The organism is Methylomonas sp. LW13 (genome assembly GCF_016865255.1).
GTDB lineage: Bacteria > Pseudomonadota > Gammaproteobacteria > Methylococcales > Methylomonadaceae > Methylomonas.
Map to the genome: position 1 here is coordinate 178669 of NZ_CP033381.1, position 14663 is coordinate 193331.

Annotated in this window: 15 protein-coding genes and 1 other RNA gene; 6 read left to right on the forward strand and 10 right to left on the reverse strand. The window is 52.7% G+C overall.

Features of this window, described 5'->3' with window-relative positions:
- Positions 1-13: 13 nt before the first annotated feature.
- The gene (gene mmoX, locus JL719_RS00760; protein WP_033157495.1) at positions 14-1597 is read right to left on the reverse strand and encodes an aromatic/alkene monooxygenase hydroxylase subunit alpha; all 1584 of its coding nucleotides are present in this window, start codon (positions 1595-1597) and stop codon (positions 14-16) included.
- Between the two features lie 339 nt (positions 1598-1936).
- Here mmoX and JL719_RS00765 point away from each other — a divergent pair, with 339 nt between their 5' ends.
- Both JL719_RS00765 and JL719_RS00770 read left to right on the forward strand, forming a co-directional pair.
- Positions 1937-2812, forward strand: a complete 876-nt coding sequence (locus tag JL719_RS00765; RefSeq protein ID WP_033157494.1) for a fumarylacetoacetate hydrolase family protein — start codon at positions 1937-1939, stop codon at positions 2810-2812.
- A 73-nt stretch (positions 2813-2885) separates the two neighbouring features.
- Positions 2886-3332 (forward strand): hypothetical protein, encoded by a 447-nt coding sequence (locus JL719_RS00770; protein ID WP_033157493.1) that lies wholly within the window; start codon positions 2886-2888, stop codon positions 3330-3332.
- A gap of 21 nt (positions 3333-3353) precedes the next feature.
- On the opposite strand, the gene JL719_RS00775 is transcribed toward JL719_RS00770, so the two are convergent.
- Positions 3354-5240, reverse strand: a complete 1887-nt coding sequence (locus JL719_RS00775; RefSeq protein ID WP_033157492.1) for a potassium transporter Kup — start codon at positions 5238-5240, stop codon at positions 3354-3356.
- A gap of 225 nt (positions 5241-5465) precedes the next feature.
- Here JL719_RS00775 and JL719_RS00780 point away from each other — a divergent pair, with 225 nt between their 5' ends.
- Genes JL719_RS00780 through JL719_RS00790 form a run of 3 tightly spaced genes read left to right on the forward strand, consistent with a single transcriptional unit; the run spans position 5466 to position 7368 of the window.
- Positions 5466-6257 (forward strand): energy transducer TonB, encoded by a 792-nt coding sequence (locus JL719_RS00780; RefSeq protein WP_225892962.1) that lies wholly within the window; start codon positions 5466-5468, stop codon positions 6255-6257.
- A 15-nt stretch (positions 6258-6272) separates the two neighbouring features.
- Complete coding sequence (locus JL719_RS00785; protein ID WP_033157490.1) at positions 6273-6953, forward strand: MotA/TolQ/ExbB proton channel family protein; 681 nt, start codon at positions 6273-6275, stop codon at positions 6951-6953.
- Between the two features lie 4 nt (positions 6954-6957).
- Positions 6958-7368, forward strand: a complete 411-nt coding sequence (locus JL719_RS00790; RefSeq protein ID WP_033157489.1) for an ExbD/TolR family protein — start codon at positions 6958-6960, stop codon at positions 7366-7368.
- A gap of 83 nt (positions 7369-7451) precedes the next feature.
- Here JL719_RS00790 and rimK read toward each other — a convergent pair whose 3' ends face one another.
- The 5 genes from rimK to rnpB all read right to left on the reverse strand — a co-directional run bounded on the left by rimK (position 7452) and on the right by rnpB (position 10595).
- Entirely contained in the window at positions 7452-8342 is an 891-nt protein-coding gene (rimK, locus tag JL719_RS00795) for a 30S ribosomal protein S6--L-glutamate ligase (protein ID WP_033157488.1), read from the reverse strand.
- 18 nt (positions 8343-8360) lie between these two features.
- Entirely contained in the window at positions 8361-9035 is a 675-nt protein-coding gene (mtnC, locus tag JL719_RS00800) for an acireductone synthase (protein ID WP_033157487.1), read from the reverse strand.
- Complete coding sequence (locus JL719_RS00805; RefSeq protein ID WP_033157486.1) at positions 9032-9589, reverse strand: 1,2-dihydroxy-3-keto-5-methylthiopentene dioxygenase; 558 nt, start codon at positions 9587-9589, stop codon at positions 9032-9034. The genes mtnC and JL719_RS00805 overlap by 4 nt, the downstream gene beginning before the upstream one ends.
- Complete coding sequence (locus JL719_RS00810; RefSeq protein ID WP_033157485.1) at positions 9586-10212, reverse strand: methylthioribulose 1-phosphate dehydratase; 627 nt, start codon at positions 10210-10212, stop codon at positions 9586-9588. The genes JL719_RS00805 and JL719_RS00810 overlap by 4 nt, the downstream gene beginning before the upstream one ends.
- A gap of 33 nt (positions 10213-10245) precedes the next feature.
- Positions 10246-10595, reverse strand: an RNA gene (gene rnpB, locus JL719_RS00815) — RNase P RNA component class A.
- 929 nt (positions 10596-11524) lie between these two features.
- On the opposite strand from rnpB, the gene JL719_RS00820 reads away from it, so the two are divergent.
- The gene (locus JL719_RS00820) at positions 11525-12562 is read left to right on the forward strand and encodes an IS110 family RNA-guided transposase (RefSeq protein ID WP_129871317.1); all 1038 of its coding nucleotides are present in this window, start codon (positions 11525-11527) and stop codon (positions 12560-12562) included.
- A 50-nt stretch (positions 12563-12612) separates the two neighbouring features.
- Here the strand turns inward: JL719_RS00820 and JL719_RS00825 are convergent, their stop codons facing one another.
- From JL719_RS00825 to JL719_RS00835, 3 genes are read right to left on the reverse strand one after another with little or no spacing between them, the layout of a single operon-like run.
- Positions 12613-13161 carry a hypothetical protein gene (locus tag JL719_RS00825; protein WP_129871318.1) on the reverse strand — a complete coding sequence of 183 codons (549 nt, stop codon included), beginning with the start codon at positions 13159-13161 and terminating at the stop codon, positions 12613-12615.
- Positions 13162-13219: 58 nt separating this feature from the next.
- Positions 13220-13666 carry an NfeD family protein gene (locus tag JL719_RS00830; RefSeq protein ID WP_033158305.1) on the reverse strand — a complete coding sequence of 149 codons (447 nt, stop codon included), beginning with the start codon at positions 13664-13666 and terminating at the stop codon, positions 13220-13222.
- 2 nt (positions 13667-13668) lie between these two features.
- Positions 13669-14589, reverse strand: a complete 921-nt coding sequence (locus tag JL719_RS00835) for an SPFH domain-containing protein (protein WP_033158304.1) — start codon at positions 14587-14589, stop codon at positions 13669-13671.
- Positions 14590-14663: the final 74 nt, after the last annotated feature.

Below are 14663 nucleotides of genomic sequence, written 5' to 3' on the forward strand. Positions count from 1 at the left end.
AGAATTGAAACGATTAAAGGGCTTTCAAAGGATCGGAAAACACGCAGTTAATCCGTTTGATGTCGTCCAGTGTCCACAGCTTGCCGTCCTTTTTGGTGTGCGGCTGGCTGATCAAGGTTTTACCGTCGCTACGCACGCCAAAACCTTCGGCAATTACTTCCGACAGTTCGCGGCCTTCGTATTGTTCGAAGATGTTTTGGCACTCATAACGCTCGGGTTCGGACAACCACATTCTTTCGCCCCATTGGTCGCTGAAGGAATGTTTCTTGCCGTTGTATTCCAGCACCCGCAGCGTGCTTTCGCCTTTGCAGTAGCTAGGGCAGAACGGCACTTGCGAAACCCGGTCGATATAAATCGGATGATTGTTTTCGATGAACCATTGAATCGGCAGGAAGCCGCTGCTGGGGTCTTCGCAACCGCGCGCACGCCATTCGTCGTAGACTTTGCCGTACATGTCGTACCAGCCGGGGTAGTTGGCTTCGTACCATTCCGCTTCTTCCTGGGTTGGCAGGCTCAAACGGAAGAAACCGGTGGGCCACAAGGCATAAGCAATCAGGAACAAGTCGTGATGCGCCCAGTAAGCGTCTTTTTTGGCATCGCGCAAGCTGCGTGGCGATTCGACGCCGTATTTGCCCAAACGGCCGATCCAGATACCGCCCCAATCTTCGTACACCCAGCGGTTCCAGGTTTTCACCCATGGCTCGACTTTGAAATGACTGCCGTACTCGAACATCATGCCCAATACCGGTGTGAAGTATTTTTGTTGGGTCCAGAAGGCGTTGTTCAAATCGGTATTCAGATATTTCGAAGCGGCTTCGTCGTTGGCGATGGATACCACGGTTTGATAACCGTTAGCCATGTGGCGCAGCTCGTCGGTTTCGATGGACAAGAATACGGTCGGCGTCATTTCGTCGCCGTTGGCGGACGCCCACTCGGTTACGGCCACGATCAATGGATTGGTAAAGCAGGCTTCGCCGACCAATTGCAGGTTGATGGAGCATTCCACCGCGTCGCCGGAAATAAAGCCGTCCGAGAATACCCGTTTCATGCCTTTCCACAGCGGACCAATTGCTCGCGTGCGGCGGGCATCGTTATGACCGGCGGCGTCTTGGCCTTGTTTGGCAAAGTAATAGTTGATGTAAGCACATTGGTTGGTGTGGCGAATTTCGTCCAGCACTTGGCCCAAGTAACCGTTTTTTTGTTCGGGCGCGGTGGCCGAATCCCACAGCATGCCGGTAGCGGCAATGGCGTTGTATTCGCCCACTTCCAGGAAGTTGGAGATGATCTTCATCGACTCGTTCCATTTCGGATGCACGCGGTTCGCCGCGTCCACCCGCGTCAACACGTCTTGCAAGCTGCCGAATTGACGCTCGTCCTTCACCGATTCCATGCGGGCATATTCTTTCGCGATCAGCTTGAATTGCTCCTTGGTATCGTTGGCCATTTTGTATTTGGTCGAATACTTGGTGCGATTTTTATCAAAATCCCAGGTAAAGCTCTGCATCCAGCGGTGAACTTCCTGCGCACCTACACTGACGGGCGCCGGATTGGCGGCCAACGCATCGGTTGCGGCTTTTGTGGCGGTACTTATAGCCATATTGAATCCTCGTTGTGGTGTTATAAGAATGGCGAGGCTGTCGTCATTAAGCTAAGCGGTGACTTTCCGTTGCCTTAAAGCGCTGATTGGCCTGGACTGACGCCAGCCTCGGTGGTCAGATTGCAACACGTGTGCCAGTATTGCGTTATTTGATTAAGCCTTTTATTAACAATGCCTTAGATGGCATTGCTTATGGCTCTGAGTCGGCGCTTTTTAAAGAATGAGCGTCCAATAACTGGACAGTGCTTAGAAATAAGACGTCCAGTTCGCGGGTTTTGCTGGGCGACACCGGCACTGCGATACAATGCGGATTTTGTTTGGATGAAGAGTTGATTCGGTATGAAACTACTGAGCTATAAATACAATGGTCAAGTACAAATTGGTGCACTGGTTGGCGCGCAAATCGTCCCGGCCGGCGCGGATTTGCCCGGCAATATGCTCGATTTTCTGGCGGCTGGAGAGTCGGCGAAATTAGCGCTGCAAAAGCAGATTGCTGCCGACGGCGAACGCATCGCTCTCAGCGACGTGCAGTTGTTGGCGCCGATTCCACGTCCCGGCAAGCTGTTGGGCGTTGGTTTGAATTACGCCGATCACATCGGTGAAACCGGAATGGAAAAACCGGAATATCCAACCTTTTTTACCAAGCAAAGTACCTGCGTCATCGCCGATGGCGACGCGATTCATCTGCCGCTGGTGTCGGACAAGGTTGATTACGAGGGCGAGTTGGCGTTTGTGATTGGCAAGCGCTGCAAACAGGTGCCTGTCGAGCAAGCGCATGAAGTCATCGCCGGCTACACCATTTGCAACGATGTGACGGTGCGCGATTGGCAGCAACGCACGCCAACCTGGACCTTGGGCAAATCTTTCGATACTCATGGTCCACTGGGGCCATGGCTGGTGACGGCCGACGAAATCGCCGATCCGCATAATCTCAGTTTAAAAACCTGGGTGGGCGACGAGTTGCGGCAAAACGGTAGTACCGGCGACATGATTTTTAATTGTTACGAGTTGATTGCTTATCTGACACAAGTGATGACGTTGGAGCCGGGTGATGTTATCAGTACCGGTACACCGGCTGGGGTGGGAGTAAAAATGAAGCCGCGCGGTTATCTGAAACCGGGACAAACTGTGCGTATCGAGATAGAAGGCATCGGCGCGCTAAGCAATCCGGTGATTGCCGAGCCGGAACATTTTTTGGTCGGCGCCTCAGGTTAAGCATCGATTAAGTCTGACTCGGATATGCTAAGCCCAACTTTAGATTAGAGGGCCAACCAGCCAAGAGGCAGTCATGAAAACCATACAAGTCAGCATTCTTACCATCGCCACATTAACCCTGTCGGGTTGCGCGACCGGCTATTATCAGCGTGACTATGGTTATGGCAGTGCTTACTCGTCGCCCGGCTATTACCAAAGCTACGGGCGTAGTTATACCAGCCCGAGCACCAGCATCACGTATGGCCGTTACTATGTGCAGCCCAGTTATCGCTCGGAGCATCATCACGATGATCATCATGACTGGCATCAACCAATGCCGCATTTCGATCATCGTGTTGGCGGTTGGCAGGGGAGGGACTTGGGGCGTCGGGACTTTGATCGTGAACGGCATGCCGAACAAAGATCCCTCCAACAACAATCGATGCCGGAGCGGCAGGAACGCGGTTTCGGGCGCAGGGACAGTGACGGCGACCATCAGCGCGGCGGCTGGGGCGGCCGTTTCGGCAGACGCGGAGACTAAGCGCGACTAGGCAGTGGATTTCTACAATTCGATGCGGATTCCCAGCTCGATCACACGTTCGACGGGGATTTTGAAATACTCTATCGCACTACTGGAATTATGCGTTAAGAAACTGAACAAGGAGCGCCGCCATTTCGGCATCGGGCTTTTGCGGCGGAACGACAATTTTTCACTACCGATAAAAAACGATACGGTTTTTTGATCGATATCCAAGCCTTCGTGGCAGCAAAGTTGCAGGGCGCGGCGCACGTCCTGTTCCTCCTGAAATCCAAAATACAATTTCACCCGGTAAAAGCCACCGCTATCGCCGAACATGCGGATTTTTACCCTATGCGCTTCATCCACGTAAGGTTCCTCGCGGGTCACGATGGTCAGCACGATGAGTTTTTCGTGCATCACATGGTTGTGCTCCAGGTTATGCAGCAAGACCTGCGGCACACCGTGTACGCTGCGGGCCATATAGATTGCCGTGCCGGGTACCGTAACCAGGGGCCGGTCTTTCAAACGTTCGTCCAAGTCCTCGAACAATACCCGTTTTTCGTCCAGGTACCGGGCTAACAATTCCTTGCCTTTGATCCATGTGGTCATAATCAAGAAAAACACCGTACCTACCACCAGCGGCAACCAGCCACCGTGCGGGATTTTCAGGCTGTTGGAAGACAGAAACAGCAGGTCGATAATCAAAAAAGTCGACAGAAAAGCAATGCTGGTGGCTTTGTTCCATTGCCAGAGGGCCTGGATGACGATAAAGGCCAGGATGGTATCGACAATCATCGTGCCGGTTACGGCAATGCCGTATGCCGATGCCAATGCGGACGACGATCTGAAGCTGAGAACTAAAATAAACACCGAGACCATCAGCAGCCAGTTGACGGCAGGCAAATAGACTTGGCCCATTTCGTCGCCGGAGGTGTGGCGGATGTTCATTCTTGGGCAGTAACCGAGTTGTATGGCTTGCCGAGTTACCGAAAACGCCCCGGAAATGACGGCTTGCGAGGCGATCACGGTGGACAGTGTTGCCAGGACCAGCAGCGGATATAGGGCCCAATGCGGCGCCATCAAATAAAACGGATTTTCGACGGCCTTGGGATTGCCGATCAACAACGCGCCTTGGCCAAAGTAATTGAGCAGCAAGGCCGGAAATACGAAATAGAACCAGGCGCGCCGAATTGGTTTCAAACCGAAATGTCCCATATCGGCATATAGGGCTTCGGCGCCGGTTATCGCCAACACCACCGCGCCCATGATTAAAAAGCCTTTCCAGCCCAATTCTATTAATAAGCTGACCGCGTAATAGGGGTTGATCGCCATCAATACATCCGGATGCTGGACAATACTGATGCCCCCCAAAAGACCCAGCGTGGCAAACCAGAAACACATAATGGGCGCAAACATTCTGCCGACTTTGCCGGTGCCTTTGGTCTGGATAAAAAACAGCACGCTGAGCACGATGATGGTGATCGGCAAAACGTAATGTTCCAGGCGCGGCGCCACGATTTGCAAACCTTCCACGGCGCTGAGTACCGAAATGGCCGGGGTAATCATGCTGTCGCCATAAAACAACGAGGCACCAAGCAGGCCGATGGTGACGATGAACGCTTTGCGTTCCGGATTATCTTTGGACCCCTGCAAGGCCAGCGCCATCAAGGCCATGATGCCGCCTTCGCCCTTATTGTCGGCGCGCATGATAAAAATGGCGTATTTGGTGGTGACCACCAAGGTGATAGCCCAAAAAATCAAGGACAGCACCCCGAGCACATGGGTGGTATCGGTCGGCAAGCCGCCGTGAAAAACCTCTTTTACTGCATACAAAGGACTGGTGCCGATGTCCCCAAACACGACACCTATCGCGCTTAAAGCCAGTGTGTTGACTTGACCCTGGGGATGATCGGATTGTTTTACGGACATATGGAATCAATCGGAAATACAAGACGGGAGTGGAAATTATGCCACAGATTGTAATTTAGCCCGAAACCGTCATCAGCCAGTGGGGATTTTGACGGCTGAAACGTCTTAGTAAGGAATGGTTAGATAGTGTTGTTTCCTGTAAGGATGGCTGTCGCGCTAAGACGTATTAATTTACAATGCCCGGCTAAATTCGAATCGCGCTTAATTTTGTATTCAACAGTTTATATGTATTTATTTAAAAACCACGAGGATGCTTTGCAAAATAAAGAGTTAGCGTCGTTCGGCGGTTATCTGCCGGCAGTGGCAAGCGGTTCCGGCTCATTTTGGCGGACGCTATTGGGAGAGGAACGGCCCGCCAGCATGCTGAGGCTGTTAACGCTATTAGTCGCGTTGCTGCATGTTTGGGGTTTGCAGCAATTGCTGAAACCCGAGGAAAAAGTCACGCCGGCGCAACCTTTGATGATGGAAGTATCGATGATTGCGATGTCAGCACCTAAGCCCGCCGCCGCCCCGCCGCCTCCCGCCCCGCCGCCGCCCAAAAAAGAGCCGCCGCCGAAAAAGCCGCAGCCCAAGCCGGTTCCCAAAAAAGCGCCGCCCATCGTGCAAAAGGCGCCCGAATATGCGCCGGTTGAGCCGGTTTCCGAGCCGCCGCCGACACCGGTAAGCAATACAGCGAGCAGTGCGCCGGTAACGACTACGACGACCAACACGACCGCGACCAACGCCGAGCAGTTTACCGAAGCCAATTTTCGGGCAAACTACGCCCACAACCCCAAGCCGGAATATCCGATGATTGCGAAAAGCCGCGGATGGCAGGGCAAGGTGATGTTACGGGTACAAGTCTCGCCGGAGGGTTTAAGCGATTCGGTGGCGGTCGAGCACAGCAGCGGCCACGAGATGCTAGACGAATCGGCGGTGGAAGCCGTGAAAAAATGGAAATTCATTCCGGCCAAACGCGGCGAAACGCCGGTGGCCAGTTCGGTGATTGTGCCAATAATTTTTACTTTGCGTGAATAAAAATCGGAGAGATTAATGCCCTACCATATAGCCCCGGAAGCGGTTATCGACGCTACCCTTTACACATTGCTGGTGTTTTCGTTGATAACGTGGACGTTGATTTTTTTCAAAATCTGGCAGTTTGCCAAGAATAATTATTACAACAAACGATACGACAGCGCTTTTTGGGACACTACCGATTTAAATGCCGCCGAGCAACTGCCCGCCGAAACCGCGCGCGGCCCTAAAGCTCGCGTCGCAGCCTGCGGCTTTGCCTGGTTGGCGGAAATGACGCATCCGGAAACCTGCACCAGCCTGAAGTTTCGTGGCTCTCCACAAGACTTGCTGGAACAAACCCTGCGTAAACAGACTCAGGACGAACAACGCCGAATGGAAAGCGGCTTGACCATGCTGGCCAGTATCGGTAGCACCGCGCCGTTCGTCGGCCTGTTCGGTACGGTACTGGGCATCATGCACGCCATGCACGACATCAGCGCCAGCGGTTCGGCCAGTTTGGACGTAGTGGCCGGGCCAATCGGCGATGCATTAATTGCTACGGCTATCGGTATCGCCGTAGCCGTACCAGCAGTGTTGGCCTATAATTTCTTCCAGCGTCGCGCCAAGCACCATCGGGCTTCGCTGGAAAATTTCGTCGAGGGTTTTCTGCATATCGCCTTCGGCGACTCAAACATCAATACCAGTAAAAACAAGGATTAATTACATGGGATTTAAAACAAACTCAGACGACGATGGGCCGGTTAGCGAGATTAATGTTACGCCGCTGGTAGATGTGATGTTGGTGTTGGTGATTATCTTGTTGGTCACCGCACCGTTGTTGACCCAATCGGTCAACGTGGCTTTGCCGAAAACGGCCTCCACGACCCCGGATTTGGAAAAGCAGCCTATGCAACTGGGTATCGACGCGCAAGGTGCCGTAACCCTGAATAAAAACGCCGTGGCCGATTTAGCGGCGTTGGATACCACGCTGAGGAACGAATTGGCCGGCAACCCCGAGCTAATCATTCACATTTATGCCGATCAAGGCGTGAATTACGGCAAAGTGGCGGAAGTGATGGCGACAGTACAGCATGCCGGGATTTCCAAGTTGGCATTCGTGACATTGGAAAAGTAATCCATATCGGCTGGGTTTCTCGCCCAACTCGCGATCCCCCTCCAACGCTTTAACGATTCTGTTGACTAAATCCGGGTTACCGATTACCCGGATTTATTTTTCCCGACATGCTTTTCAATGTATTCGATCATCAAGCCGGCAATATCCTTGTCGCTGGTTTTTTCTATGCCTTCCAGGCCGGGCGAGGAATTGACTTCCATCACCAGCGGTCCGCGTTTGGAACGCAGCAAATCCACGCCGCAGACGTTGAGCCCCATGATTTTCGCGGCGCGCACTGCCGCCGAGCGCTCCTGCGGGGTCAATCGGACCAGCGTGGCCGTGCCGCCACGATGAAGATTGGAACGAAATTCACCTTCGCGGCCTTGGCGTTTCATCGCCGCCACCACCTTGTCGCCGATAACAAAGCAGCGAATATCACTACCCGCGGCTTCCTGAATGAACTCCTGCACCATGATGTTGGCGTTTAGACCCATGAACGCCTGAATCACGCTATGCGCGGCGTTATGAGTTTCCGCCAGCACCACGCCTATGCCTTGCGAACCTTCCACCAGTTTGATCACCAGCGGCGCGCCGCCGACTTCGGCGATTAGATCTTCGATGTTATCCGGATTGTGGGCAAACGCGGTAATGGGCAAATCGATACCCTTGCGAGCCAGCAACTGGCTGGACGCCAGTTTGTCGCGGGAGCGGCTGATCGATGCGGAATTGTTGAGAACAAAGGTGTTCATTACCTCGAATTGCCTAAGCACCGCCGTGCCGTAAAAGGTGATAGACGCACCGATGCGGGGAATGACCGCGTCGTAACCCACCAGATTTTCACCCATGTAATGAATGGACGGCTTCATGGAAGTGATATTCATGTAGCAGTGGGTCGGGTCCAGCACCCTGGCCTCATGGCCGCGAGCGGCGGCGGCCTCCAGCAGTCGGACGCTGGAATACAGCGTCGCGTCGCGCGACAGGATCGCTATTTTCATAGGTAAACAGTGCCAGGTTTACAGATGAATGCCATCAAAATCGCTGACTTGCACATGTTCAGTGTCGGAGTTGGGATTCTGGTCGCGCACCAGCCAGCAAGTGGCGAAGCCGGCCTGGCGCGCGGCGTCTAATTCGTCTTTTATATCCGACAAGAACAGGATTTGTTCGGCCGGCAAGCCAAGCTCGGCGGCAATTCGCTCATACGATGTTGCCTCTTTCTTGCCACCGATGTGTGTATCGAAATAACCGGAAAATAAAGGGGTAAGATCGCCGAAGTCGCTGTACCCGAACAACAGCTTTTGCGCCTGCACCGAGCCGGAGGAATAGACATAAAGCTTGTAGCCCAGGCCAAACCAGTTTCTCAAGTTGCGCACAGCGTCTTCATAGACATGGCCGGTGAAATCGCCGTTGCGATAGCCTTCCAGCCAGATCAAGCCCTGCAAGGATTTTAACGGCGTAATTTTTTGGTCGGTATCTATCCAGTGGATGAACTGTGCAATCAGTGCATCGTCATCAAGTTCACCGCCGGCTAACTGCTTGGCATCGGTCAATAATAGCTTGATCTCGGCTTGCTCTCGATGGCGGCTCACAAAATCCGGCAAGCGGGCGCGGGCGTACGGAAACAACACATCTTTGACGAACGACAATGACGATGTGGTTCCCTCAATGTCGGTAACAATAGCCTTGATCATAAGCCGGCGACGTATTGGTCCAGCGTCGGAAAACTTTCTGCAATCGGATTGCCGGTAAATTCCGCCACCCAGCCGTCTTCGGTAGTGAACAGGCGTATGCATTTAAACGCCGGGTTTTCGCCCATGTCGAACCAATGAGTGGTGTTGGCCGGCACGCTAATCAGATCGCCTTGCTCGCACAGCATGGCATAAACTTGATCGCCGACATGCAGATAAAACAGCCCTTTGCCTTCCACGAAGAAACGCACTTCAAAATCGCTGTGGGTATGCTCGGCCAAAAACTTCTGCCGTAACGCATCTTTATTGGGATGGTCGGCGTTCAGGCTGATGACGTCCACCGACTGAAAACCGTATTGCTGTTTGAGTTTGTCTATCGAGCTTTGATAGGCCTTTAGTACCGCATCGGCATCATCCGTCTGCGAAAATTCGCAATCGGCCTGCCAGCGCTCGAACTGTACGCCTATGCCTTGCAGCTGCTCGGCGATGGCTGCAAAGTCGAGAAAGGTATGGCCTTGGTGCGGTTTATCGGCAGGGTAAAGGGTTAATGCGCTCATAATCGTGTTACTCCATGTAGGCGAATTTCAACGTCGAATAAAAATTCCAGGGCTTCCAGGTGGCGCAAGGCATCATCTACCGATGCGCCCCAAGTATAAAAACCGTGGCCGGCAATAATATAGCCGTAAACGTCGTGCGTGTGATGGTCCAGGTAATTGTCCACCTTGTCGGCCAACCGGGGAATGTCCTGATCGTTAGCAAAAATCGGGATGGAAATGCGGGTCTCATGGGTATTAATGCCGGCAAACGCCTTGAGCAGTTCGTAATCTTTCAGCACGATCTCATGCTTGAACAAGCGCGCCGTTAACGTGGCGTTGATCGAATGCGGATGCAGCACCGCCTGAACCTCCGGAAAACGTTGGTACAGCGAGGTGTGCAATAGCGTTTCCGCCGAAGGTTTCTTGCCGTCCAGGGAATGACCTTTGCTGTCGATCAACATGATGTCATCGGTTTGCAAGCGGCCTTTATGGCGGCCGGATACGGTAATCGCGATATTGCCGTCGCTGAGTTTAGCGGAGAAATTACCGCTGGTGGCGGGCACCCAGCCCTTGCCGTCGATGAAGCGGCCGGCGGCAATCAACTGATCTGCCTTGCGGAAAAATTCGTCGGTTTTTGCTGTCATGGAGTATTTTGCGGATTGCAAAAGAAAAAGAAGAGGAAGAGTTGGCCTGTAAGCCGGGTTCTGTCTTGAACAGCCATTCATCTAGGCGTCAGATCACTCTGACGCTCAAGCAATCTACCCAGGAGCAGCGCGGGCCACGCCAATGCTCCTCTATTTGATCTTGCTCCGGGTGGGGTTTACCCTGCCACACCTGTTACCAGTTGCGCGGTGCGCTCTTACCGCACCATTTCACCCTTACCGGGTTCCGAAAAACCAGGCGGTATATTTTCTGCGGCACTTTCCGTAGGCTCACGCCTCCCAGGCATTACCTGGCACCCTGCCCTATGGAGCCCGGACTTTCCTCCCTTTTATTTGCATAAAACGGCGACTGTTCGGCCAACTCTGCTGGGGATTATACAGGCAAAGCCGGGAAATAGGAGTAATTGCGCACTTTAGCTACTCAGAGAGGAATCAGACGGGATGTGATGGAGAGGTAGTCGCAAAATTCAAGTATTGGAGATCGAGAAAGTTTGCTTGATGTGTGATCTCATCTTACCCGAATGTGGGAATGCTCTAAAGGCTGGTGCTTCCGGCCAATTTGAATGTATAAGCCAATGACTACAACTTGGCTCAAATCCAACTAATAATGGTTTGGCTGGATCCATAGCCTAAATGCGTATCAAGCTTCAAATTACTGGACGGGGTTTTCTCCCGTATGCCGCGCTGAGTACCGGAGCTTTCGGCGGGATTAGCCCGTAGGGGCGACGCATGGATGCGGCGCGTTGACGAAGGGGCAGGAAGCCCCTTTCGTCAACCCCCGGCGAAAGCGAGGAACGCAGGGTGCAAGCGGCATCCGGGCCGCCTTTTCTTAGGATACTTTCTTTTGGCGGAGCACAAATTCGCCTGGAGCGAATTTGAACAGCCGGTAGGCTGGCCCGGAGGGCGAAAACCATGGACGGTTTTCGTAGCGAAAGTATCGCGGTTGTCGGTCCGCGAACCGACATTAAAACCAGCCGTCGAGCCAGCGACACATTATTTTGAAATACTTCAAATCCGCGTGGGCACGAAAACCGTGCCCACCCTTGTATGATGAATTTTAACAACCGATAGCCCAGAAAAACCGATTAAGCTGTGATTGTTCATTGGGAGGCCGTCCCACCCTGAGGACTGGTGGTTTACCAGAGCCTGTCGTGTAGATTGGCCCCCGCCCTATTCACCCATACCGTGGAGTATCCGAGGCTTAGAGCCTGCATACACAAGGAAGGTAGGTGCATGTGCAGGGTCGGGAACCGGTGAATAGTGTACTTCCCTTTAACTGTATTCAAAAACGATTATGACGAACCACCCGCTCAACACCACCGCTGAATCTATCCCTCGCCTGTTTGCCGGCGTGGATGTGGGCGCCGATGAATTGGTGCTGGTGATCCGCAAGAACGGCAAGCCGTTCGATCCGCAAAAATATGCTAATACTCGTAGCGACCGTGCGCGTCTGGTGAATAAGTTGATCAAATTACCCGGCATCAAGGTCTGTCTGGAAGCCACCGGTATTTACCATTTCGATCTTGCTATTGCGCTACACGACGTCGGTGTACCTGTGATGGTGGTCAATCCCAAGGCTTCGCATCACTTCGCTAAGGTATTGATGAAAAACAGTAAAACCGACGCCGTCGATGCCAACACCTTGGCCGAATATGTCGAGCGCATGGATTTCGTCGCCTGGACTCGTCCTTCGAATCAAGCGCTGGCTTTGCGCGGCTATGCTCGCCGTATCGACGCGCTAACCGGTCAGAAGGCCGCCGCGAAAAATCATCTACATGCGCTGAGTGCGACCGAGGAAACGCCGAAGGCCCTACTACGCGATGCCAAATTGGCGATTAGTCAGCTGGAAAAACGCATCGATACGTTGGCTGGCGAGGCGCTGGCGTTGATCGACCAGCATCCGGAACTGCAACGAATATTCGACCTGTTGACCGGCATCAAAGGCATTGCCCAAACCAGCGCCATTGCCTTGATGGGCGAACTACTGCTATTGCCGCCCAACCTGTCGCATCGCGAATGGGTCAAGTTTGCCGGACTCGATCCCAAGGCCTTTGAGTCGGGCAAAAGCGTACACAAGAAAATGCGGTTATCCAAGGCCGGTAACCGGCATATTCGTTCGGCGTTGTATATGCCGGCCTTGAGTGCCAAACAGCACGATCCGCATGTGCGAGCGTATTTCCAGCATTTGATCGACAACGGCAAGAAACCTTTGCAAGCCGTCTGCGCCGTCATGCGTAAATTACTGCATGCGATCCATGGCATGTTGAAGCACGATCAGCCGTTCGATAACACGCGGTTTTATGCCATCCCTGAATCCATCATCGCCGAGTAAAAGATGATGAAATTTGTTGCTTTTGAACAGAGTATCTACGAACTACGAAACTAGCCGGATGGCTCCGCATTTTTACCACCAAAAACGAACCGATTTCGATAGTCAAGTAGCCTTTGCCCGCGGTCTCGACACACATTAAGCATTTCATCATCTTCGATAGTAAAGACAATGGAAAAGGTTGATAGCTCTTTATACAACGGCTTGGTGTAAGGCAGCGATTGACCAAATTCGCCATCGATCTGAAAATGCACCGATGTCCTTGATAGATTCAAAACCATATCTATAGAGCAAATAAGAAAGGTCGAATGTCCTGAGTCGGTATCGGCTGCTGCGGCATAGCCTCGAAGACAATCCATTGACCCCAAGCGATCACCTTTGCAACTCAGACGAAATATTGGTTGTCTCCGGACTTCGTAGAGCCATCGCTCCAGAACATTAACATTGAATATCGAGAAATCAAATATGCCACCGTATGAGCTGGTATCTCCTGCGGGCCTAGAGATCGCAAAACTTGTCGGAGACAAGTGAACACTTGGGCTCTCGTAGGATAATTCGGGATGTTGATCGATAGTGACTTGACCAGTGACATCAGTTGACACTATTTCTTCCTCCTAAAATTGATTGCGGAATAAGCGGTAATTGGTCAGAGCAAGAAATTCACTCACAAACCTCCACCTCAAACACCGCCCCCTTCACCGCCACCACTTTCACCTTAGCCCCCAGCGGACTATCCTCCCCATGCACCTTCCAAACCGTGTCGTCGGCCTTAATCTTACCCTGACCATTCTCGATAGGCGCAATCAGAAAAAAAGTCCTACCAATATATTGAGCGCCACGCTGATTCAATAAAGGATGATCGGTGGCATCCACTGCGCGGGTGCGGGCGTATTTGCGCCAGCCCAATACCGACAACACCGCCAGTAAGGAAAACATCAATAACTGCACGTTGAACGGCGTGGCCGGCACTAACAGCACTACCGCGCCGACGATGAACGCCGACACCGCCAACCACAGAAAAAAGAAGCCGGTGACGACGATTTCCAAGGCCAAAAAGCCGACCGCCAGCACCCACCAGTACCAAAATACGATGTCTTGCTCCCCCATAATCAGGCCTTTTTGTTTAAGGCTTCTTTAGCCAGTTCGCCGATGCCGCCCAGCGCGCCGATGACGCTGGAGGCTTCCAGCGGCATGAAGATCAGTTTGCTGTTGTTGGCGGAGGCGACGTCTTTTAAAGACTCGATATATTTTTGCGCGACGAAGTAATTGATGGCCTGCACATCGCCTTTGGAGATGGCTTCCGACACCATCATCGTGGCGCGGGCTTCCGCTTCTGCCAGACGTTCGCGGGCTTCGGCGTCGCGGAATGCGGCTTCTTTGCGGCCTTCCGCATCCAAAATCGCACCTTGTTTCAAACCTTCGGCTTTCAGAATTTCCGCTTGCCGCAAGCCTTCGGCTTCCAGAATCTGTGCGCGTTTTTCCCGCTCAGCTTTCATTTGCCGGGCCATGGAATCGACCAAGTCCTTGGGCGGGGCGATGTCTTTGATTTCGATACGGGTGACTTTAATACCCCACGGCGAGGTGGCCTCGTCGACCACGTTCAGCAGCCGGGCATTGATTTCATCACGACGTGACAAGAGTTCGTCCAGGTCCATGGAACCCATCACGGTACGAATATTGGTCATCACCAAGTTGATGATTGCCACGTCCAGGAAATTGACTTCATACGCCGCTTTGGCGGCATCCATGATCTGGTAAAAAATCACCCCATCCACCCGCACCATGGCGTTGTCTTTGGTAATGACCTCTTGCGACGGCACGTCCAGCACCTGTTCCATCATATTCAGCTTGCGGCCGATGCGGTCGATGATAGGCATGATGATATTCAAGCCAGGCGTCAAAGTCGCGGTATATTTACCGAAGCGTTCGACGGTGTATTCCATGCCTTGCGGAACAGATTTGACGCTCATGAACACCATCAAAACCGCAAATACCAACAACATTATTGCGAATAAACCAAAGCCGCCCATAGCGCCTCCTAAATTATGAAAATGAATTGTGTATTGCCAACGGTCACGCGGCTAATAATAATGTATGTCTCTTT

Bases quoted from the DNA above. Each gene is read 5' to 3' on its own strand.
- mmoX (WP_033157495.1), bottom strand. From the start codon at position 1,597: ATGGCTATAAGTACCGCCACAAAAGCCGCAACCGATGCGTTGGCCGCC.
- JL719_RS00765 (WP_033157494.1), top strand. From the start codon at position 1,937: ATGAAACTACTGAGCTATAAATACAATGGTCAAGTACAAATTGGTGCA.
- JL719_RS00770 (WP_033157493.1), top strand. From the start codon at position 2,886: ATGAAAACCATACAAGTCAGCATTCTTACCATCGCCACATTAACCCTG.
- JL719_RS00775 (WP_033157492.1), bottom strand. From the start codon at position 5,240: ATGTCCGTAAAACAATCCGATCATCCCCAGGGTCAAGTCAACACACTG.
- JL719_RS00780 (WP_225892962.1), top strand. From the start codon at position 5,466: ATGTATTTATTTAAAAACCACGAGGATGCTTTGCAAAATAAAGAGTTA.
- JL719_RS00785 (WP_033157490.1), top strand. From the start codon at position 6,273: ATGCCCTACCATATAGCCCCGGAAGCGGTTATCGACGCTACCCTTTAC.
- JL719_RS00790 (WP_033157489.1), top strand. From the start codon at position 6,958: ATGGGATTTAAAACAAACTCAGACGACGATGGGCCGGTTAGCGAGATT.
- rimK (WP_033157488.1), bottom strand. From the start codon at position 8,342: ATGAAAATAGCGATCCTGTCGCGCGACGCGACGCTGTATTCCAGCGTC.
- mtnC (WP_033157487.1), bottom strand. From the start codon at position 9,035: ATGATCAAGGCTATTGTTACCGACATTGAGGGAACCACATCGTCATTG.
- JL719_RS00805 (WP_033157486.1), bottom strand. From the start codon at position 9,589: ATGAGCGCATTAACCCTTTACCCTGCCGATAAACCGCACCAAGGCCAT.
- JL719_RS00810 (WP_033157485.1), bottom strand. From the start codon at position 10,212: ATGACAGCAAAAACCGACGAATTTTTCCGCAAGGCAGATCAGTTGATT.
- JL719_RS00820 (WP_129871317.1), top strand. From the start codon at position 11,525: ATGACGAACCACCCGCTCAACACCACCGCTGAATCTATCCCTCGCCTG.
- JL719_RS00830 (WP_033158305.1), bottom strand. From the start codon at position 13,666: ATGGGGGAGCAAGACATCGTATTTTGGTACTGGTGGGTGCTGGCGGTC.
- JL719_RS00835 (WP_033158304.1), bottom strand. From the start codon at position 14,589: ATGGGCGGCTTTGGTTTATTCGCAATAATGTTGTTGGTATTTGCGGTT.